At 57.0% G+C, this 20778-nt stretch carries 15 protein-coding genes and 1 pseudogene; 7 read left to right on the top strand and 9 right to left on the bottom strand.

What is annotated here, in order from left to right:
• Nucleotide 1 precedes the first annotated feature (1 nt).
• Nucleotides 2-1366 (bottom strand): acyclic terpene utilization AtuA family protein, encoded by a 1365-nt coding sequence (locus ACIOZM_RS00340; RefSeq protein ID WP_401208072.1) that lies wholly within the window; start codon nt 1364-1366, stop codon nt 2-4.
• Between the two features lie 123 nt (nt 1367-1489).
• On the opposite strand from ACIOZM_RS00340, the gene ACIOZM_RS00335 reads away from it, so the two are divergent.
• From ACIOZM_RS00335 to ACIOZM_RS00315, 5 genes are all read left to right on the top strand, one after another.
• Complete coding sequence (locus ACIOZM_RS00335; RefSeq protein ID WP_401208069.1) at nt 1490-2683, top strand: citrate/2-methylcitrate synthase; 1194 nt, start codon at nt 1490-1492, stop codon at nt 2681-2683.
• Between the two features lie 240 nt (nt 2684-2923).
• Nucleotides 2924-4822 carry a DUF1302 domain-containing protein gene (locus ACIOZM_RS00330; protein ID WP_401208066.1) on the top strand — a complete coding sequence of 633 codons (1899 nt, stop codon included), beginning with the start codon at nt 2924-2926 and terminating at the stop codon, nt 4820-4822.
• Between the two features lie 26 nt (nt 4823-4848).
• Nucleotides 4849-6201: a DUF1329 domain-containing protein gene (locus tag ACIOZM_RS00325; RefSeq protein WP_401208064.1), complete on the top strand. Its 1353-nt coding sequence runs from the start codon at nt 4849-4851 to the stop codon at nt 6199-6201.
• 79 nt (nt 6202-6280) lie between these two features.
• Complete coding sequence (locus tag ACIOZM_RS00320) at nt 6281-7402, top strand: WD40/YVTN/BNR-like repeat-containing protein (protein ID WP_401208062.1); 1122 nt, start codon at nt 6281-6283, stop codon at nt 7400-7402.
• Complete coding sequence (locus tag ACIOZM_RS00315) at nt 7399-9771, top strand: RND family transporter (RefSeq protein ID WP_401208060.1); 2373 nt, start codon at nt 7399-7401, stop codon at nt 9769-9771. The genes ACIOZM_RS00320 and ACIOZM_RS00315 overlap by 4 nt, the downstream gene beginning before the upstream one ends.
• A gap of 231 nt (nt 9772-10002) precedes the next feature.
• On the opposite strand, the gene ACIOZM_RS00310 is transcribed toward ACIOZM_RS00315, so the two are convergent.
• Together ACIOZM_RS00310 and ACIOZM_RS00305 are read right to left on the bottom strand one after the other, a co-directional pair.
• On the bottom strand, nt 10003-10512 hold the full coding sequence (locus tag ACIOZM_RS00310; RefSeq protein ID WP_401208057.1) for a cupin domain-containing protein: 510 nt from the start codon (nt 10510-10512) through the stop codon (nt 10003-10005).
• Between the two features lie 122 nt (nt 10513-10634).
• Nucleotides 10635-11498: a helix-turn-helix transcriptional regulator gene (locus tag ACIOZM_RS00305; protein ID WP_401208054.1), complete on the bottom strand. Its 864-nt coding sequence runs from the start codon at nt 11496-11498 to the stop codon at nt 10635-10637.
• Between the two features lie 148 nt (nt 11499-11646).
• On the opposite strand from ACIOZM_RS00305, the gene ACIOZM_RS00300 reads away from it, so the two are divergent.
• Nucleotides 11647-12891, top strand: coding sequence for an MFS transporter (locus tag ACIOZM_RS00300; protein ID WP_401208051.1), 1245 nt, complete (start codon nt 11647-11649; stop codon nt 12889-12891).
• Nucleotides 12892-12907: 16 nt separating this feature from the next.
• Here ACIOZM_RS00300 and ACIOZM_RS00295 read toward each other — a convergent pair whose 3' ends face one another.
• From ACIOZM_RS00295 to ACIOZM_RS00270, 6 genes are all read right to left on the bottom strand, one after another.
• Entirely contained in the window at nt 12908-15310 is a 2403-nt protein-coding gene (locus tag ACIOZM_RS00295) for a TonB-dependent siderophore receptor (protein ID WP_401208048.1), read from the bottom strand.
• 67 nt (nt 15311-15377) lie between these two features.
• Nucleotides 15378-16325, bottom strand: coding sequence for a FecR domain-containing protein (locus ACIOZM_RS00290; RefSeq protein ID WP_401208045.1), 948 nt, complete (start codon nt 16323-16325; stop codon nt 15378-15380).
• A complete protein-coding gene (locus ACIOZM_RS00285; protein WP_401208043.1) occupies nt 16325-16834 on the bottom strand; it encodes a sigma-70 family RNA polymerase sigma factor in 510 nt (169 codons plus the stop codon). The genes ACIOZM_RS00290 and ACIOZM_RS00285 overlap by 1 nt, the downstream gene beginning before the upstream one ends.
• Nucleotides 16835-16964: 130 nt before the next feature.
• Nucleotides 16965-18008: an alpha-xenorhabdolysin family binary toxin subunit B gene (locus ACIOZM_RS00280; protein ID WP_401208040.1), complete on the bottom strand. Its 1044-nt coding sequence runs from the start codon at nt 18006-18008 to the stop codon at nt 16965-16967.
• A gap of 28 nt (nt 18009-18036) precedes the next feature.
• Nucleotides 18037-19236: an alpha-xenorhabdolysin family binary toxin subunit A gene (locus tag ACIOZM_RS00275; RefSeq protein ID WP_401208037.1), complete on the bottom strand. Its 1200-nt coding sequence runs from the start codon at nt 19234-19236 to the stop codon at nt 18037-18039.
• 270 nt (nt 19237-19506) lie between these two features.
• The gene (locus ACIOZM_RS00270; RefSeq protein WP_401208034.1) at nt 19507-20412 is read right to left on the bottom strand and encodes a helix-turn-helix domain-containing protein; all 906 of its coding nucleotides are present in this window, start codon (nt 20410-20412) and stop codon (nt 19507-19509) included.
• A 114-nt stretch (nt 20413-20526) separates the two neighbouring features.
• On the opposite strand from ACIOZM_RS00270, the pseudogene ACIOZM_RS00265 reads away from it, so the two are divergent.
• Nucleotides 20527-20778 (top strand): annotated as a pseudogene (locus tag ACIOZM_RS00265) (glutamine synthetase); the annotation flags it as partial.

Here is a 20778-nt window from a genome sequence, read left to right as displayed (position 1 = left end):
GTCAAACCTCCAAGAGCTTGGTGCGGAACATTTCCAGCGGATTGTCGGGGAGCAGCACGTGGTTGACGCTGAAGCGATAGACTTGGCCGCGCTCCATTTCCGGTGGCGAGAACGGGTAAGCGATGGTGCTGATCAAGCCTTCGTAGCCCGGCACCGGCAGGTGTGCGCTGACGTGGGCGACGAAACTGGCGATCTTGCTGGCGTATTCCTGGGTCGGCGCAGTCACGGTGATCAGTACACCGATTTCGTTGGGCGAGGGCGCCTTCTCGACTTCCAGCGGGCCCATCACCACGCCCATGCCATACAGGCGGAAATTGATGTCGTAGTCGCCCGGCTGCAAGCGGCCGCCGAACAGATCGGCGATGCGCGCGTTGAAGTATTGCTGGGCTTTGGGCAGCAGTTTATCCAGCGCCATAAACACGTTGGGATCGCGAATCCCGCCGACCACCACGGTCTGAAAACCGTTGGGCTGCGCGCCTTCCAGTTTGATCGTATAGACATCCGCCGGGTGAAATGCCGAACCACTGACTTTCACCGTGCGATCGCTGAGCGCCGTATAGACGGCGGCTTCGGTGTCGACGACGCCGGACGGCTCAGTCAGCAGGTATGGGTTGGCGTTCTCATAAAGGGTGTGCGCCGCGACCGATAGTGGAGTGACTTTAGCTTCAAGATCCAGCGGCTCGATTTCGAAATGATCGTCGCGGATATAGGCGATCAAGCCATCGGCTGCCGGGTTGACGCAGCACGCCGCGCCGCACTCGATGGTCTTGGCGGCGTGCCAGGTCAGCCCACGGTCGGCGCCCATGCGCTCGGGCACCACGGCGTACAACGCCGAATCACTGGCGCGACCGGCGAGAATGACTTGCGCGCCTTGATCGAGTGCTGCGCTCAACGGTTCGGTGCCCATCATGCCGACGATGTGGCTGCTATCGATAACGGCGGCGTCCAGTATTGGCGCAGGGTTGAGCGGTTTGATCCGGCCTTGTTCAAGGCGCTGGTGCAAATAGGCAGCGGGCTGGTCGGCGTAGATCAGGCCGAGTTTGAAATGCAGGCCTTCTTCGTCAGCAATTTCCAGGGCGATGTCAGCCATCCAGTCGACGCCGCTGTCGCGTCCGCTGGTGCCGCAGGAACCGATGATCAAAGGGACTTGCAGTTTGTCTCGGCCCAGTAACAGCAGACGCAAATCACGTTTACAGGCATCGCGTGAGAGTTTGGCGCGGCCACTGCCCAGGGCTGAAGGGCCGGAATCCGTGGAGCCGGCATCGCAGGCGATGACATGAGGGGCGAGGGCGAGGCCCCGTTCCAGAGAAGTTGCCTTGAAGCCGGCGCCGATTACGCCGGTAGGTGCCAGAACGCGTATTTCCACAATGCTCCCCTTTACGCCTACATATATAGATCAATATATGTACTTTATTTTTGTTGGGGCGAAGATATAGTGCAGTCTGCACGCTGTAAATCTGTACAAAATTCATCAACCCGAGAGCCTGAAATGGAAACTCCTGAAGACGGTTTATACCTGTCCGCCGACGAGGCTGCGGCGATTCTTGGCATCAGCCTGGCGACGCTGTACGCCTACGTCAGTCGCAAAAACATTCGTTCATTGAAGGTTGATGGTTCACGCAGTCGCCGATATTGGGCAGCGGATATTCAGCGTTTGGCCAAGCCGAAAAACGATGTGATCACCACGGTGACCGAGCCTCCGCGCGTCGCTGCTTCAAGTGCGATCACGCTGTTGACCGACAAAGGTTTGTACTACCGGGGCCAAGATGTCGCGCAATTGGCGGCGACCGCCAGCGTTGAAGAAGTGGCCGAACTGATGTGGCAATCGCCCGGAGCGTTCGGTGACACGTTGCCCAAGCGCCCGAAGGCTGCAACCCCGTTGCTGAAGGCGTACGCGGAGATGCACCCGGTCGAAAAAGCCATTGCCTTGTTCCCATTGATCGAGCGGGAAAACCCCAAGGCTTACGACCTGTCGCCCGAAGGCTATGCCCGCACCGGTGTCGACGTTGTGCGTTGGCTGGCGGCGCTGATGGTCGGCGCCGACGGGCCCAGTACGCAACCGTTGCCGACGTTTATCGTGAACGCCTTGGGGGTAGATAGCGCGTTCGAAGACCTGGTACGCCAGGTGGTCATTCTGTCGATGGATCACGAACTCGACCCGTCGACCTACACCGTGCGCGCAGCCGCCAATACTGGCGTTACACCGTACTACGCGGCGATCATCGGGCTGGCCGCTTCGCGTGGGCGGCGACTTGCCTACAGTCGCGGTGAAACCGTTGGTCGTCTGCTGGAAGAAATCTGTACAGCGCACAATCCTCAGTATCCGGTGTTGCAGCGCTACCGCGAAGGGGAGGCGATCCCCGGTTTTGGCTCGAACATGCACGGTGTCGCCGACCCCAGGGCGCAAAGCCTGTGGCGGACGCTGCAAGATTTGTTCGCCGGCGATATTGAGTTTCAACGCTTGCTGAAAGCCGCGCAGATCGCCCAGGAATTGCTTCAGCAACCACCGGATTTCATCCTGCTACTCAGCTTCGTCGGGCGCAAACTCAAGCTCGAAGGGCGCGAGTTGGCGTTGCCGGGAATCGGTCGGGTAATCGGCTGGCTGGCCCATGCCAGCGAGCAATATCACCACCAAACGCTGATCCGCCCCCGCGCTAAATACACCGGCATCCTGCCGGACTGATCCTACCCAGCCCGCCACGTGCGGGCTTTGCACTCCTATTGAGTCACGGTCGCCATCGCCGCTTCGCACAGCCCTGAGCATTGACAAAATTCGTACAGATTTACACTGATTACTTGATTGATTAGGCTCGCCGTCGTCAAGTTGAAATCAATGTATTTTGTATTCGTCAATGTTTAAGCCTGAGTGACGATCACGAAATGCCGCACCACAACTCAAAACAAAAATAATAGGAGCTGCTGCATGTCACCACGCACGCGTCTGTCATTTACTGACTCCCCTTGGTTCGGCACCACGTTGCTGGCCTTGACCCCGTTAGCCTGCGCCATTTCGTTCAGCGTCCACGCCGACGATTTCGAATTCGGTGACATCACCGGTCGCTACAACGGCAACATCACCGCCGGCGCGATCTGGAGTACACAAAGCCCGACGACCTCAGCGATCAACCAGGGCAGCGCCAACAGCATCGGTTATGGCCATGCCGGTCAGTTCAGCAACGGCGGCGGGCGCACGTCGGACGACAGTCGCCTGAACTTCCACAAACCTGGCGAAGTGGTTTCTTCGCCGGTGACCTTGCTGGCGGAAACCGAGCTCAAATGGCAGAACTACGGATTATTCCTGCGCGGCAAGGCTTGGTACGACTACACCCTTAATCACAAGGAAGTCGACTACGGCAGCTCCGCCAACGGTTACCAGCCCAATCACACGCTCAACGACGATCACTACGATAAGCTTGCCAAGTTCCAGGGCGTCGAGTTGCTGGATGCCTATGTGTACGGCAACTACGACATTGACGGCCGTCCGCTCAATGTCCGTCTCGGTAATCAAGTGGTGAACTGGGGTGAAGGCCTGTTCTTCCAGAACGGTATCAATGCCGTCAACCCGATCGACGTCGCGGCCCTGCGCCGTCCGGGTTCGCAACTGAAGGAAGGCTTGCTTCCGGTGCCGATGCTGTACGGCAACTTCGGTTTGACCGACAGCCTGAGCGTGGAGTCCTTCTATCAGTTGGAGTGGCGCAAAACCGTGCTCGAAGGCTGCGGCACATTCTTTTCGACCAATGACTACATTCCTGACGGTTGCTACGGCGTGCCACGCGCCGGCGCCAACGATCGCGAATCCTTCGCCAATGGCCAGATCATCCAGCGCGGTCCAGATAAAGAGCCGCGAGACATGGGCCAGTTCGGTGCGGCCTTACGCTATTTCTCAGACACGCTTGATACTGAATTCGGTGTGTACGCGATGAACATTCACTCGCGCACGCCGTATTCCAACTCGGTGATCGGCACGCGTTCGATTGCCACCGGGCCTTATCCGGGTTGGGTCAGCCCGACCAGCAGCCCTGAGCTGGCGGCAGGCAACGGTGCTTACGACGTCAGCTATCCAGAAGATGTGCGTATTTTCGGCCTGAGCTTTTCCACCACGTTGTTGAGTACGTCGGTGTTCGGCGAAGTGAGCTATCGCCCCAACCAACCGGTGCAGTTGGCTAGTGCTGACCTGATCGCCGGGTTCGCCGCATTGCCGCCGGATCTGGGCCGGGCACTGGGTATCACCCTCGCGGACCAGGCCTATCAAAACTACGCGCCGGGCACGGTGGTCAACGGTTATGAACGCCTGAAAGTCACCCAGATGTCGATTGGTGCGGTCAAGTCGTTCCAGAACGTGTTGGGCGCCAACGCATTGAACCTGGTCGGCGAGTTCGGCATGAAGTACATGAACAACCTGCCGAGCCTGGACGACGCGCGTTTCAACCGCACCGACCAGTATGGCTCCGACCTGTCCAACGGCAGCGCTCTGGGTTGCGCACTGGGAACACGATCCAATCCTCAATACGCCAAGCTCGGCTGCTCGAAAGACGGCTACACCACAAAGTTTTCTTCGGGGTATCGCCTGCGTGCACAGCTGACCTACAACTCGCTGCTGGCCGGCGTCAACGTCTCGCCTTATGTGGCCTTTGGTCAGGATTTGCAGGGTTATTCGTACGACAGCAACTTCATTGAAGGGCGCATCGCCGGATCGGTGGGCGTCAAGGCTGATTACCTGCAGAAATACTCCGCTGACCTTTCGTGGTCGGGCAGTGGAAGCTCGCCGTGGGCGTCAACCGACAAAGACTTCGTCGCGCTCAGCGTGAGCATGGGTTTCTAACCAGCATTCGGACAACGAGGCATCCAATGACAACAACAAAAATGATTTGCCTGACGGCTATGGGCAGCATGCTCTCCGTCCTCAGCGCCATGGCGCTGGCTCAAGCAAGTGCCGCCGATGTGGCACGCCTGGGCCAGGATCTGACACCGTTCGGTGCGCAGATGTCCGGTAATGCCAGCGGAACAATTCCGGCCTGGACCGGTGGTCTGACCCAGGCGCCACCAGGTTATGTCGCCGGTAAAAGTTATGGTGACCCGTACGCCAATGACAAGCCGCTGTACACGATCACTGCCGCCAACATGGGCCAATACGCCGATCAGTTGAGCGCTGGCTATAAGGCCATGCTGCAGAAGTTTCCCGACTACAAGATGAACGTTTACCCGACCCATCGATCAGTCGCGTTGCCGGCCAGTGAGTATGCGCAAATCAAGCAGGAGGCCGGCAAGGTCGTCCTCAATGACAGCGGCTCGGGCATGGCCAACTACGAGAAAACCAGCGTGCCTTTCCCGATTCCGACCAAGCCGCAGGAGTTGCTGTACAACCACTTGGCGCGCTATCGCCAAGGAGGCTACCAATATTTTCCGACGGAAATGGTGGTCAAACCGGGCGGTAACTACACCGTGATCCATCGCGACGCAACACTCGCCATGGCCTCGGCGCTGGGCAATCCGGAACCGAATCGGCTGTATTACTACCTGCTAAAAGTGACCGGGCCGGACAGCGTTGCCGGCCAACAAACGCTGCTGCACGAGCCGATGGATCAGGTCAAGGAACCGCGTCTGGCCTGGCAGTACAACCCGGGGCAACGCCGCGTCATGCGCGCGCCCGAGTTGGGTTACGACAGTTTTGACGGTTTGTCCGACGGGCTGCGCACCTATGACATGTACGACATGTACAGCGGCGCTTCCGATCGCTACGACTGGAAGCTGGCAGGCAAGAAAGAAATGCTCGTTGCCTACAACACCTACAAGCTCGCCGACCGCGCGTTGCAGTACAGCGACATCGTCAAGCCAGAGCATCTCAATCAGGATCTGATCCGCTATGAAACCCACCGCGTGTGGGTGGTGGAAGGGACGTTGAAGCCAGGTGCGCGCCACATCTATGGCAAGCGCACGCTGTACATCGACGAAGACAGCTGGGCGATTCTGGCCACTGACTTGTTCGATGGTCGCGGTGAATTGTGGCGCATGCAGGAAGCGCATTCGTTGCAGCGTTTCGATGTTCTGTCGAGCATCGCCATCAGCGACGTGGCTTACGACCTGCAATCGCGCAGCTACGTGGTCAACGGCCTGGCCAACCAGGAACGTGCCGAGCGTTTCGGCGTACACACGACCTTGCAGGACTTCAGCCCGGCGGCCCTGCGCCGTGCCGGTAACTGATAGCTGACGAGTGAATAAGCGTGGTCGTGCAAACGGCCACGTCGAGTGTTGCGCCCTTTATTCCAGAGACAACTTCGCGATGAAAAGTTTGATTTCGCCGCCGGCACTGGGCTTGGCGTTCTTGTTGAGCGCCAGTCTGGCCGTTGCGGCCCCGGATCGTCTGCAACGCCCGTCGCCGATGTCGGATGCGGCCAGTCGCTCGGCGCTGACGTCGATTCAGACATTGCCCGACCGCCAGGTGATGGTCGGTGACAGCGGCCATATTCTGTTGCTTGGCGCGGATGGTCGGGTCGAACAAGCCCAAGTGCCCGTGGATTTGTTGCTGACGGCCGTGCATTTCGCCGACGGCCAAAACGGCTGGGCGGTGGGGCATGACGGGGTGATTCTGCACAGCGCTGACGGCGGCGAGACCTGGCAAAAGCAGCTCGACGGCAACGAGATCAACGCTCTGCTCAATGAGTCTGCCGAAGGTGAAGTGAAGCGACTGCTTGAAGAAAAAGCCGCGCATCCGGATGACAGCGCGCTAGGCCTCGCGCTGGAAAATGCGCAATTCGCGGTCGACGACGCCAAGGCGGCGACTGCCGGCGGCGCGTCGCGGCCCTTGCTCGACGTGTGGTTTCGCGATGCCAATCAAGGTTGGGCGGTGGGTTCTTACGGAGTGTTGTTGTCGACGGTCGATGCTGGCCGTCGTTGGCAATATCAGTCTCGCGTGGACAACCCGGATCGCTTGCACCTGAATGCGATTCTCGGTCTGGCCGATGGCACCTTGTTGATCGCGGGTGAGGGCGGGCGCGTGTATCGCTCGGCGGACAACGGTGCGCACTGGCAAACACCGATCACGCTTGGGCCTGCATCTATCTACAAACTGTTGGCGTTGAAAAACGGCAACGTATTGGCCATGGGGTTTGGCGGCGTGCTGTTTACCAGCCACGACACCGGCGCCACTTGGCAAGCACTGGTCAACCCAGTCAAAGCCGCGCTGTATGGCGGGCAGCAACTTGTGGACGGCAGTGTTTTGCTGGCCGGGCAGGGTGGCATGGTGTTGTACAGCGACGACGGCGAACACTTCAAAGTCTGGCGTTCGTCCAGCCGCTTGCCGTTACTTGGCGTGGGGCAGATGTCCGCCTCGCAAGTCGCGCTGATCGGCAGCGCAGGTCTCAAAGTCCAATCCTTGGCAGAGCTCAAGGAGCACCTGCAATGAACGCCAATCTGAATGTCGATGTGCATCACGCAGGCCTCGCTGCGCGTTTGGTCGGGCATCTTGAACATGCATTGTTCGGCTACCGCAAAACGGTACTCGTTGTGTTTGCTCTGGTGTCGTTGTTGCTCGGATTCGCCGCGCTGTCGTTGCGCCCGGATGCCAGTTTCAGCCGGATGATTCCGATGCATCATCCTTTTGTAGCCAACTACCTGAAATTCGAAGATGTACTGCGCCCGCAAAGTAACGTGTTGCGCGTCGTAGTGGAAAATCCGCAGGGCGATATCGTCAACAAGGCGTTCCTTGAAACCCTGCGCGAAATCAATGATGCGATCTTCTACGTGCCCGGCGTCGATCGCGGTAACCTCAAGTCACTGTGGACGCCCAATGCGTTGTGGGCCGAAGTCACCAACGAGGGCATCCGCGCCGGGCGTGTGATTCCGGATGATTACGATGGCGGGCCGCAGGCACTCGCGCAAGTCAGGCAAAATATTGTAAGAGCCAACATGCTCGGCAGTTTTGTCGGCAACGACTTCAAGTCAGTGGTAATCCGCGTGCCGTTGTTGGAGAACGACCCGCAAACCGGCAAGCCACTGGACTACGGCGTACTCGCACAGAATCTAGAACAGCAGGTGCGCGAGCGCTTCGACGCCCAAGGCGTGCATATCCGGGTCATCGGTTTCGCGCAGATCATTGGCGATCTGTTGGCCGCTTTCGGCGATATTGCGCTGTTCTTTGCCATCACCGTCGGGCTCATCACGCTGTTGCTGTACGCCTATTGCCGCTGCTGGCGAAGCACCGCCGTCACCGTACTGACCTGTTTGCTGACGGTGCTTTGCCAACTCGGCCTGCTCAGCCTGTTTGGGCTCGGCCTCGACCCGTATTCGATTCTGGTTCCGTTTCTGGTGTTTGCCATCGGCATCAGCCACGCCGTGCAGAATATCAATCTGATGATGGTGGAAGTGGGCAATGGCGCGACGTCGTTGCAGGCGTCGCGCCGCACATTCAGAGCTTTATTTCTGCCGGGTTCGACGGCATTGTTGGCGGACGTTGTTGGCTTCATCACCTTGATGGTGGTCGACATCGGCGTGATCCAGCAATTGGCGATCACCGCGAGCATCGGCGTGTTTGTCGCGCTGTTTACCAAGATGTTCCTGCTGCCGGTGTTGATGTCGTATGTCGGTGTCAGCCCGGCCGGGTTGCGCAAACAACAACGGCGGATGAACCACACTTGGCCGCTGTTCACCCGGCTGTCGCGCGTCTGTGAGCCACGCTTTGCCTGGCCATTGATTCTCGCTTGCCTGGTGTTGCTCGGCTACGGCTACCATGCGCGCCAGACCTTGCAAATCGGCGACCTCGACAAGGGCGCACCGGAGTTTCGCCCGCAAGCGCGCTACAACCTCGACAACGCGTATCTGCTCGATCACTACACCACCAGCACCGACGTTTACGTGGTGATTTTCAGAACCCCGCAAGAGCAATGCGCACGATTCGCTGCCGCCGATCTGGCCAACCGCTTTGCGCGCAACATGCGTCAGGTGCCGGGTGTGGAATCGGTGCAATCGCTATACGACGCCATGCGTTTCAAGATCATGGCGACCAACGAAGGCAACCCGAAATGGGCCGAATTGTCGCGCGATCCCTACGTGATGAACACCGCGCGCTCCGGTGCCGCCAGCGAGTTCATCAACAGTGATTGCAGCGCCGCACCGATCAGCCTGTACCTCGCCGATCACAAGGCAAAAACCCTGACCGGCGTGGTCAACGCCGTCAACGCCTTCGCCGCCGAGAACAACACGGGTGAACTGCAACTGTTGCAAGCCGCCGGCAGCGCAGGCATCGAGGCAGCCACCAATATCGTCATCGAACGTGCGGAAACGCTGATGCTGATTCTGGTCTTCATCATCATTACGGCGGTCGTGTGGTGGGAGTTCCGCTCGCTGAAAGTAGCGTTTGCGCTGATGGCGCCGCTGTATCTGTCGACGGTGCTGTGCGAAGCCGTGATGGCGAAAATGGGGTTGGGGGTAAAGATTGCGACGCTGCCGGTGATCGCGCTGGGCGTGGGGATTGGCGTGGATTACGGGATTTATCTGTACAGCAAGCTCGAAGGCTTTCTGCGTCAGGGGTTGGCGCCGCAGGAGGCTTTCCTTGAATCGCTGAAAACCACGGGGACTTCGATTGTATTTACGGCGTTGACCCTGGCGGCGGGCGTCGCGACGTGGATGTTCTCGGCGCTCAAGTTTCAGGCGGACATGGGCATGCTGCTGATGCTGCTGTTTATCTGGAACATGATAGGGACGTTGGTGCTGATGCCAGCGTTGGCTTCTGTGTTGGTTTTTGGCAAGGCTGGGGGAAGACCTGTTACCAGTTAGCGGTCGATGGCGACATGAGAGAATCAGGGTGAAGTGCGTAACCTATAGCGACGAGCTTTTATCCTTTATAGAGATCTCCTGTCTATCTGCAAAATCGGCAAGTGGGGAGTTGGACCTTAAGCATTGGGAGCTCCTTCCAGATACATGATTTAACATAATATACATTACACGTAACAAAGTATTACCAGATAGCCCCGGTTGTACGCAGCAATTCAATCTCCTGCACAGTCCTCAATCTTCATCCAACGTCAGCTTTTCAATCAGTGCTCGATGCTGTGGAAATTGCGCTGTCAGTTTCTGACGATCCCCCATTTGCATATCAGCGAAATCAAACCCTGGCGAAACCACTTCGCTGATCAGACCAAACCCATTCGATCCATCCAGTAACCGTGAAGCTTTCCAAATGCCGCCAGGTACATGCATTTGTAAAAGCTGTCCCGCCAGAATGTCGCTGCCCATCACCAAGGTTTGCAATGATCCGTCGGCAAAAATCAGCGTGTACTCAAGTGCGTCGCCGGCGTGGAAAAAATGCAGGATGTCGGACTCGTTGAAATGAAACCGCCCAATTGACGATTGCTCGGTCAACAAGTAATAAATCGACGTCATCAGGAAACGTTCGCCGCGTTCTGTTTCCAGCATCGGGCGTTGATCGGCCTGAAAGGTTCTGCGGAAATATCCGCCTTCAACGTGAGGCTCCAACTCGAGCGCCGAGATCACTGCCTGGGCGTTGGGCTTATGCATGAATCCGTAACCTTCTGATTAATTTCCAAGGAATTTAATATAACTAAACTAAACGATCATTTAGTGTAGTTATACCAATAAAGCATATACCTGAAGCCGATTACCCTGCTCCGCACAGATAATCAGCTCCTTTCCAATTTCGCTTCTACATTCTCATCTGCCAACCATCTTTCAAATTCGAACAGCAAAATTCCCTGTTCCACCGGCGCGTAGTAGACAAGACGTAGATGCTTTTCGACATCAACTGTCAACGTCGTATGTTCTAGCGTGACATCGCCGAACGATTCAATCGATAAATGCCGAATACCCTGGCAAGGTCCATGAATGTCGTGCCTTGACCACCAGTTTTTGAATTCCGGACTCGAATCCTCCAGTTCACGCACCAACGACGACACATCACTTTCTTTAGAAGCGTGAACATAATCTCTGCGGAAACTGGAAAGCATCTGAATCGCCTGATCGCCCCAAGGATTGAACAGCGATTTCATGCGTGCATCGTTAAACAGCATCCACAAAATATTGCGCTGCTCTGGTGCTTTATCAGAGAACTTGAAGATCTTGTCAGCCGCGCAATTCCAGGCCAGAACATCCCAGCGAAGATTCAGAACGTACGCCGGTCGCAGTTGTAGATCCGTCATCAGGCGATGAATTATCTGGGGGACGGCGCACCATGTTCTGCCCTGCTCCACCGGTGGGCGCTGAAGAGAGAGTAGATAAAGATGCTTGCGCTCCATGGCGTCAAGCTTGAGGACTTGGCAGAGACTGTCCAGAAACGCGGGCGATACGCTGATGTCGCGTCCCTGCTCAAACCAGGTGTACCAAGACAGCCCGACACCCGCCAGCGCAGCGACCTCTTCGCGTCGTAACCCGGGTGTTCTGCGCCTGCCGGTATTCGGCAGACCAACCTCTGCCAACGTTATTCGCTCCCGACGACTGCGTAGAAACTCAGCCAGGTCCTGTCGAGTTCGCTGCAGATTCCTTTCCATTATCCAGTTACTCCCAGTAACACCATAAACAGTGGCCATTGTACTAACGGTCAGGCTGCTAAAGAATCCGCTCGGCCCGCAAACACAGAGTCGATGTTCATCCGCGAAGGATTATCGCGAGATTCGATACTACCAAGGAGTACACAGTATGAACCCCCAACTTGACGCAGACCTCGATCGCCAACAAGGAAGCCGTTCGGCTACTGCGGCGGTTTACTTGATCGCTACCGGCGCCTTCGCTTTGGGAATGGCGTCCTACGTAACGGCTGGCCTGATCCCGATGATCCAGCAGGCCTTCGATGTGCAAGTGGCCGTCGCGGCACAACTGGTGACTGCATTCACGCTCGCGTATGGCATCGGCTCCCCGGTCTTCGTCGCCATGCTGCCGGCACAGCGGCAGCGCTTTGGGTTGCTGGTCGCGCTGGCCTTGTTCGTTATAGCCAACGTGGCGAGTGCCTTGGTCGATGACTTTGTTTCTCTGATGATCTGGCGTGCCATTGCCGGCGTCGGTGCGGGCGTCTATCTGGCGACCGGGATCGCGGCGTCGGCAGCTGTTTCGGCACCCGAACTGAGAGGCAAGGCAATTGCCTTGATCATGGGCGGCATGGCCAGCGGAACAGTGCTTGGAGTGCCAGTCAGCCTGCTGCTTGCCGAACGATTCGGCTGGCAGATGGCGCTGTGGCTGGTAGCCTTTCTTGGCTTCATCTCCTGGGTGGGTCTGGTCGTCAAGTTACCGGCAATTCCCGCGGGGCCAGCGATTCCCTTCAGTCGCAAGCTCGCCTTGCTCGGCGATCACAAGGTGCTGACCATTTTGATGGTTTCATTGCTGGCGGCCGTCGCCAGTCTAGGCATGTACACCTTTATGGTGCCGTTGATGGCAGCTGCGGAATATGGCGGAGTCACCAATATCACGCCCTATCTTTGGGTCTGGGGACTGGGTGGTGTTGCAGGCAGTTTCCTCGTCGGCCCGCTGGTCGATCGTATCAAGGGACCTATGCTGACGTTCCTGATTCTGGTGACGCTCAGCGTTTCGTTGTTTGCATTACCGGCGGCCGCGGCAATCACGCCTTGGCTTGCCAAGGTCCCGATTGCCGTTTGGGGGGCCGTCGGTTGGGCGCTGCAAGTGCCGCAGAATAACGAGTTGATCGCTGCGCGCGGTCACAAGGGTGATGGCAACCTTGCTGTAGCTCTGAATGAGTCAGCACTTTATCTGGGCAGCGCTCTGGGTGCGGCTGCGGGAGGATTCATACTGCTCCTGCAAATGCCTGGCTGGGTATTAGCTGTCAGCGCGGGTGCGGTATCTGTCATTGCTGCACTGTTGCAAATCTCGCGGTTAATACACGGGAATGTGCCTGTCGATCCCATCGTCAGCCGCGAAAAAAACTGCGCCTGACGATGGTGACAACACTTCAGAAATCGACAGTGGCAGAAAGCAGATAGGTTCTCGGGGTCGCCAGGGTCAGGCCCGGCTCGCTGTCATCCGAGGCGCCGGCCGAACTCCAGTAACGCTTGTCGAACACGTTCTCGATGTTGGCACGCAAGGTGATGTTCTTGTCATCGACCTTGAAGGCATAGCGGCTGCCGACGTCGAAGCGTTCCCACGAGTCGATCTCCTTCTGGTTGGACTGATCCAGATACTGCGAACTGGAGTAGATTCCGCGCCCGGTCAGAGTCAGGCCCTGCACGCTCGGCACGTCCCATTCGGCGCCAAGGTTGACGTTGTACTTGGGCGTTGCCGGTGCACGGTTGCCGTCGAACGTGCCGTTGGTGGTGTTGGTCAGTTCGCTGTCGATGTACATCACACCGCCCAGCAGCCGGACACCCTTGAGCGGTTCGCCGAACACGCTCAACTCAATCCCGTCGTTCTGTCGCTTGCCATTCGGCCCGAACACCCGTGTCGTGGCGTTGGTTTCGTAAGCCGGCTGTTTGATTCGGAACACGGCGGCAGTCACTGCGTAGGCCCCGGCGTCATACTTGGCACCAACCTCAACCTGACGGCTGATGAAGGGCGGAAAGATTTCATCCTCGTTCACCGACGTCGACGGCGCGATCTTGCCCTGACTCAAGCCTTCCATATAGTTGGCGTACAGCGACAGTTTGTCGGTGGCCTTGAACAGAATGCCACCGGACGGCGAAAGCTTTTCCTCGTCGTAAGCCGTGTCGCCTTTGACGTCATCGCTCCAGTCATCAATCTTCACCCGCTGCCAGCGCGCGCCGAGGGTCAACAGCAATCGATCATCGAAGAAACCCAACGTGTCCGAGAGTGCCACGCCGCTGAAGCGATTCTCGGTGTAGACCTTGGCGTCCTGACGCGTCGGCCGATTCGGCGTCGGTGTGTCTACCGGGTTGTAGAGGTTGCTGGGCGCCGATGCGTAACGTGCGCCGCCGTTTTCGAAGTCCATATAAAAGTAGCTGGCGGCCAGATTGACCTCATGGCTCACCGGCCCGGTATGAAACCAGTTACGTACACCCGCTGTGGCGGTGCGAACGTTTTCATCACGGGTAAAATCACGCGGTTGCACACTGAAGTCACCGGCATCGTTGGTCACCGAAACTGCATGGCGAAGGAAGTCGTGGTTGCTTTTGCGGGCACCCACGCCGCCGTACAACATCACCGAATCGCTGACATCGAACTCACCATTGAACGTGCCGAAAGTGTCTTTAGTGCGTGCCTGGCTCCACGCTTGCGCATAGTTGTGACGCACATCGTTGGCGCTCGGAACCCGCGCATTGGCGCCGACCTGCACCCTCTCCTGCGGCGCGTCAGTATCACGTTCGGTGTGGCCGACATCGGTGGAAAGGCGCAGACGCTCACCACGAAAATCCAGTCCCAGCACGGCCATGTCACGATCAACACTCTGATGATCCCATTCCGTATCGCCGGACTGTTTGACCCCGTTGAAACGAATACCGAACTTGTTGTCCTCTCCAAAACGCCGTCCGACATCCACCGCTCCGCCCAGTTGATTGTTGGAGGCATAATCGGCGGTCAATGAAGTGATCGGCTTGTCAGTGGCACGTTTGGGCACCACGTTGATCCCGCCACCAACGCTGCCTCGCGGCGATATTCCATTGATCAACTGGCTCGGGCCCTTGAGGATATCCACGCGGTCTGCCATTTCCATGTCGATGGTGTAAGTCGGCAGCACGCCGTAGAGACCGTTATAGGAAACATCGCTATTGAACAGACTCAAACCGCGGATGGTGAATTGCTCATAACGCCCGCCTGCCGGATTTGTTGCTCGAACAGAAGGATCGCTGGCGACCAGATCTCCCAGGGTTCGCGCCTGCAGGTTTTCGATTGCCTCACTGGTGTAGGTGGTCATGCTGAACGGTGTGTCCATGAAATCTTTCGATCCCAGCAGGCCTTGCGAACCACGCCGTGCCACCTGGCCGCCGGCGTAGGTCTCGGCGCTTTGCGAGTCGTTGGCACCGAGGATCGAGGTCGGTGCCAGTTGCAGGCTGCTGCCCTCGGGAGCAGGCGTCAGGATATAAGCCTGATCGCCCACCGCTTGCAGTTGCAGACCGGAGCCCATCAACAACCGGGTAAAGCCCTCCTCCACACCAAACTCACCGGACAAACCATTGCTGTTGCGGCCACTGACCAGCGCCGGGTCTACCGACAAATTGACCCCGGACAGGCCGGCGAAACGCGTCAGCGCGGCGCTCAGACTACCGGCCGGCACTTGATAACTGCGACGCGGTGCGTCATCTGCCCAACTGGACGCAATCAATAACGGGCTGGTGCTCAAGCTCAACAGGAGACTCAACTGCAACAACGGACGCAAACGACTTGGGAATACTGCGGGCATTGGAAGAAGCTCTCGATTTTGTTCACTTATCTGGAATGACCAGCGACGCGAAAAAAAGGGACAGGCTTCACGCAATATTTTTTCGAGCAGTCAGCGTGACCCAGAATCGAGTGCGCGAATGCACCTCCAGCGGCAGACTGGCGGCCAGCAGCGCGAGCACTTTGTCGGTGTCGTCGAGACGAAAACTGCCAGTGACACGCAATGAATCGAGTGCCGGTTCCCAACGCAACAGCCCCGGGCGGTAACGGCTCAGCTCAGCAAGGAAAATCCCCAGCGGCTGGTTTTGTGCGGTCAGCACACCGTCGCGCCAACCGGGCATATTCGCGTCGAAGCCAGATACCGAGCCAGCTCCAGAAGCTTGCAGACTGACCTGTTGACCTTCGCGCAGAACCAGAACCGGCCCGTGCAGCGGTTGCAACTCTACTGAACCGCTGACCACCGAGACATTGCAGTCCCGTTCGTTAAGGCGCACACAAACTTCGCTGCGGCTGACGATGATCCGTCCGTAAGGTGCATTAATAGTCAGGGCCTTGCTGCCGGGGACATTCAGCGCCATTTCACCGCGCACCAGCGTTAACTGACGCGTCGCGAGATCGACATTCACCGCGCTGGCGGTGTTGAGTTGTAACGTGCTGCCATCCGCCAGCGGCATTCGTTTGTGCTCGCCGGTGCCGGTATGCAAATCCGCACGCCAGACATCCAGCGGCAGTTGCCGACTGATCAACCACGCCGCTGGCACCAGCGCTGCCACACCGAGTGCACGTTTGAGTGCAGCCCGACGAGCCGGGTCTGGACGATCCAGCGTAGCCATGGCCAATGCCGATGGCAGCTGGGAAAAACGCTGGCGCAAGAATTGCGCCTTTTGCCAGGCTTTCTCGTGACGGCTGTCACTGTTGCGCCAGCTCAGCAGACGGGCGTGATCTTCCGCATCGGCTTCGCCCGCCTCCAGCAAGGCCAACCACTCGGCCGCCGCACGGGCGACTTCGCGTGCTTCGCTGGTTGGTGCAGCACGCATTACAAGTCCACCAGCAGGCAGTGCTCGTAGGCTTGTGCCATGTAACGCTTGATCGTGCGCTCGGACACATTCAACCGCTCGGCTATCTCGCGATAACCAAGCCCATCAAGCTGACTCAACAAAAACGCTCGACGTACCGGGCGCGGTAAACCGTCGAGCAACTCATCCAGCGCTTGCAGGGTTTCCAGCAACGCCCAGCGCAGCTCCGGCGATGGCACACTCTCTTCAGGCAAGTTCGCCAAGGCGCTCAGATAGGCTTGTTCCAGACTGCGTCGGGTGTAGAAATTGCTCAGCAGGCGTTTACCCACGGTCAGTAAATACGCGCGCGGCTCGCGCATTTCGATAATCGACTGCGAGCTGCACAGCACACGCAGGAAAGTGTCCTGACTCAGATCGGCCGCATCCCAGGCATTGCCCAGTCGCCGCCGCAGCCAACTTTCCAGCCAGCCCCGATGATCACGATACAGCTCGTCCAGGCTGTGCTGCGATGGCGTCGCTGCTTCAATCATGTCAAGAGACCCTGCGCGAAGTAAGAATTCAAATGAGACTGATTCTAATTAACTTGAATCGCGATACAAAGGTCTTTCTGCTCAATCTGACACAGGCGCGGTCAATCGCTTGATCAACCGCGCCCTCCCCTCAATTAATCATCAACGTGTTGTAGTCGGCACTCAGGGTTTCAAGGTGAACCCGATATCGACCGAGCAGTGAAGACAAATCGCTCGGCGCATATTCAGTGTCCTTCAGCCGTGCCACCGCGACAGCAAAGCCCTTCCAGACATTGGCCACCGCCATGACTTCCTCGCCGGCCACCCGCCGTTGACGGCTGATGTCGGCGACCGCATTGGCATCCGACAACACATCTTCAGCCACATCCAGATTGCTGTTGAGTCCATCCATCAACTGGCTGATGGTCTGAATTTCCTTGTCCAGATTGTTGCGGGATGTCGCCAGCTCGCTGTACTTGATGCCATCCGAGATCACCCCCAGCACCTTGCGAACCAGTTCGATGCCCTGCTTCACCGCTTCCTTTTTCGGGTTTTCCATATCGATCTTGTCCAGCGCATCACCCGATGGAATGTAATTTTTGTACATGTCCGCCAGGTTGAACTCGCGAATCACATCCTGTGCCTTGACCAGAATGTCTCGTTGCTCAACGCACGTTGCCTTGTTGGAACTGTGTTCATTGAGCTGCGCGAGTATCCGCGCCTTGCGCTCTTTGGCGACCCGCAACGGTTCGTCGGCTCGTTCTTCGATTTCAACTTTGTAGACGCTGGTCACGTCATATTCCAGACGCTGCGCGCACTCGCGAAACCGGGTTTCGACCCGTTCGAGCATCGCTTCGATGTTGCCTTTGATGTTGCGAATTTCGCCGCCGATCAACGTGCGATCTTCCTGGCTCAGGTCTCCCCTGCCCAATGCTTCGTGCAGTTCGTCGAGCGCGGCGAAGTAGCTTTCTCCTTTCGCATTGCTCAATGCGGTCAGCAGTACCGGGAAAGATTCACGCAGGGCTTGATCGGTGTTATTCAAGTAAGCAGCGATGCGTTGCGCCCGCTCTTGCAAAACATCAGAGCGATCGTTTCTGAAGCGCGCGAGTTTTGAAATATCGCGGATGGTCTGCACGATTTTCTTCGCATCAATGGCTTGAATGTGCACGGTGACGATAGGTGTTACGCCGTTCATGGCAATAATCCTCGAATCAAATGGGCAATCAGTTGAAGGTCTTTTTGTATTCTTCCAATGCATCGTTGAACGTCGCGACCAACTCGCCTGCGGTGTTTTTCACGTCGCGCCAAGGGTCGATCACCAAGGCAAACTCGGCGACAAAAGTGGTCAAGCGCAAAGCGTCGTTGATCCGTTCGAACTGCTGCGAGGAAGAGTCGATCTTGCTGAGCATCGTTTGCCACATCGTATTGAGAATGTTCAGCGCAGCCTCGGCGCCAGCCATGCGGATACCGATATCGCCGAAGTTCGACATCGAACTTTCGATGGCGCTCTGCAAACCTTCCTTGCCGCTGACGGCGATTTCCAACGCGTCGACCTCTTCCTTCAGAGCATTGCGCTCCTTGCGCGCATTCTCGGCTTTGGGGCCGAAAATCGAGCCTGAAATGATCCAGAAAATCGGCAGCCCGCCAGAGAAAGACATACCGACGTAATAGTCGTAGTCCTTGTCCAGTTGGATGATCTGGGCTTTCTTGTCCTTGATCGCCTGTTTGCTGGTGGCAATCGACTCGATCAGATTATTGCGTTCCATCAAGTCGTACTTGCCCTTCACTTCAGACTGCAAACCGAATACCCGTTTGCCGTTCGATAGATCACCGCCAGCCAGTTCGATCTTGAAGTTGGAAATGCGATCCTTGAGCTCTTTGGTCGCGCCTTGTTGCCGCTGAATATCGACTTTCATCAACTTGATGATTTCAGCCACCGCCGAGGCAACTTCACCGTCATCGGATGTATAGGTGATGCCGGCCAGATCATTACCGCTCATTTGCCCGAGGGTGGTTCTGACCCGATCCATGATCGGCATTTCCTTGATTACCGAAATAATCTCGCCGCCGCTGCTGACAATGTTCTTGGCGGCAGATGCCAGATCGATACTTTGCTGGAGGATCTTGCTCTCGACCGCATCCCAACTGGCGGCATGAATCCGGATTTTTTTGAACAGGACCTGAATATCCGCTGGTTCCAGACCGGCCACGTCGATGGTTTTGTACTTGAGATAGGACTCGACTTCAGGCAGTTCACCCGGCAGTGACAAGCCCTTTTTCACGTACTGCTTTATCTTGATCACATCTTCTTTGGTCAATAACCCGGCATCGCGTGCAGCGCCTGGGTATTGCCCGGAGATAAGATGAACGACTGCTTGTGGAAGGTTGTTACTGCTTTCTGTTTCTTTCAATGGAACAGCCATCTTGATTGCCTCTTTTCATGAAGGCCGATACACCCGCTGTACCGGCCCGCAGAAAGCTAGATGACGTTTTTACGCAATTCAAAGAATGGACAAATACTAAGCAGCCGACATAACCAGTTGATTCAAAATCATATTTTATAAAATGACAGTCATCAGGAAACATCGCGCCACATATGCAAGACACGTCCTACACACAGGGCCTACAAACAAGAAAATAAACAATCAACAAACAACGCTTATCGCAATAAAACGCAGGTTGCATAGTGCGTTTTATTTACTCGCACGCTTGAGCGTTTCACTCGGCAATTCATTGAACAGCGCTCGATAGCTGCTGGAAAACCGCCCCAAATGCCAGAACGACCAATGCATCGCCACTTCGGCGACCGTGGTTTCCATCGGCCCGCGTTTGAGCAGTTCACGATGGGCGCTGTTCAACCGGCGCAAACGCAACCAATGGCTGGGCGTCATACCGGTGTAATCCTTGAACGCCTCTTGCAACTGGCGCAGCGAAACGCCGGCAACGTGCGAAAGCTCGAGCAGATTGATGGTGTCTTCCGGAGAATCCGCCGCCCATTCGCCCACGCGTTTCATGATCGTGCGTTCTTCGGTGCGACGCTGCAAACCGCCACGGTCAAGACCTGCACGCGCGTTGTCGAGAAGAAACAGACAATCTTCAAGCAACTGCTGAGTCAGTGCTTCGCGACTGGGCGGATCGAAGGTTTGCGCCAACTGCGTCAGCGTCGTACTCAGCCAGCGGCTGAACAATGCGTTCTGCCCGCAATTGAGCGGCGCCATGAACAGCCCTTCGAGTTTCGCCACGTCTAGACCATGTTGGCGGACGAATTCCGGACCGAACACCACGGCGATTTCCTGGTAGTTCTCCGGGGTGATCCAGATGTTGCGGCTGTCCTCGTTGAGCAGATACAGCGCGTTGTCGCTGCGATCAAAACAGAACGCCAAGGCACCCGATGGCGCGCTGAAATTCTGCTCGACGCGGGTGTTCATCTGCTCTTCATAGACCTCGACACCCTGCAGGTCCAGATAGCGGATCTGCCCGGCGAAATGCCCCGGCGACATCTGCTGGTAATGCTGGACCCAGCCCGGTGTGGCGCGGACTTGCTCGCCGACATCGGCGGTGTTGAACGCTTGAACATGTAGCGGATTGCACGTTGTCATGGGGTGACCTTGCGCACTCTTTTGGTGCGCTTTGGTGCTGCTTAAAGTGGATAGATGGAACTGCAAGGCTCGCCCAAGATAGTCGTCAACGCGCCACAGGGGAAGGGGCGGAAGATGAAACCCGCCCTCCCCGGCGTCTATAAAACCAATAATGAGGTCTTTATGAATGCCCCTTTCGATCAGCTGTTCACTTGGCTGAAAGATCACAAGATTACCGAAGTCGAATGTGTGGTCAGCGACCTGACCGGCATCGCCCGCGGCAAGATCGCACCGACCAACAAATTCCTGCATTATAGAGTTATGATGATGGTGGTTTTTGTTATGATTGTATCTTTATGCGTTGATTTTGTTGTTGTCGTTATCTTT

This window comes from Pseudomonas sp. NPDC087346 (genome assembly GCF_044744235.1).
In the GTDB taxonomy this organism is placed as follows: Bacteria; Pseudomonadota; Gammaproteobacteria; order Pseudomonadales; family Pseudomonadaceae; genus Aquipseudomonas.
The sequence above is the reverse complement of the archived record's forward strand: the minus strand, read 5'-3'. Positions and strand labels throughout refer to the sequence as shown.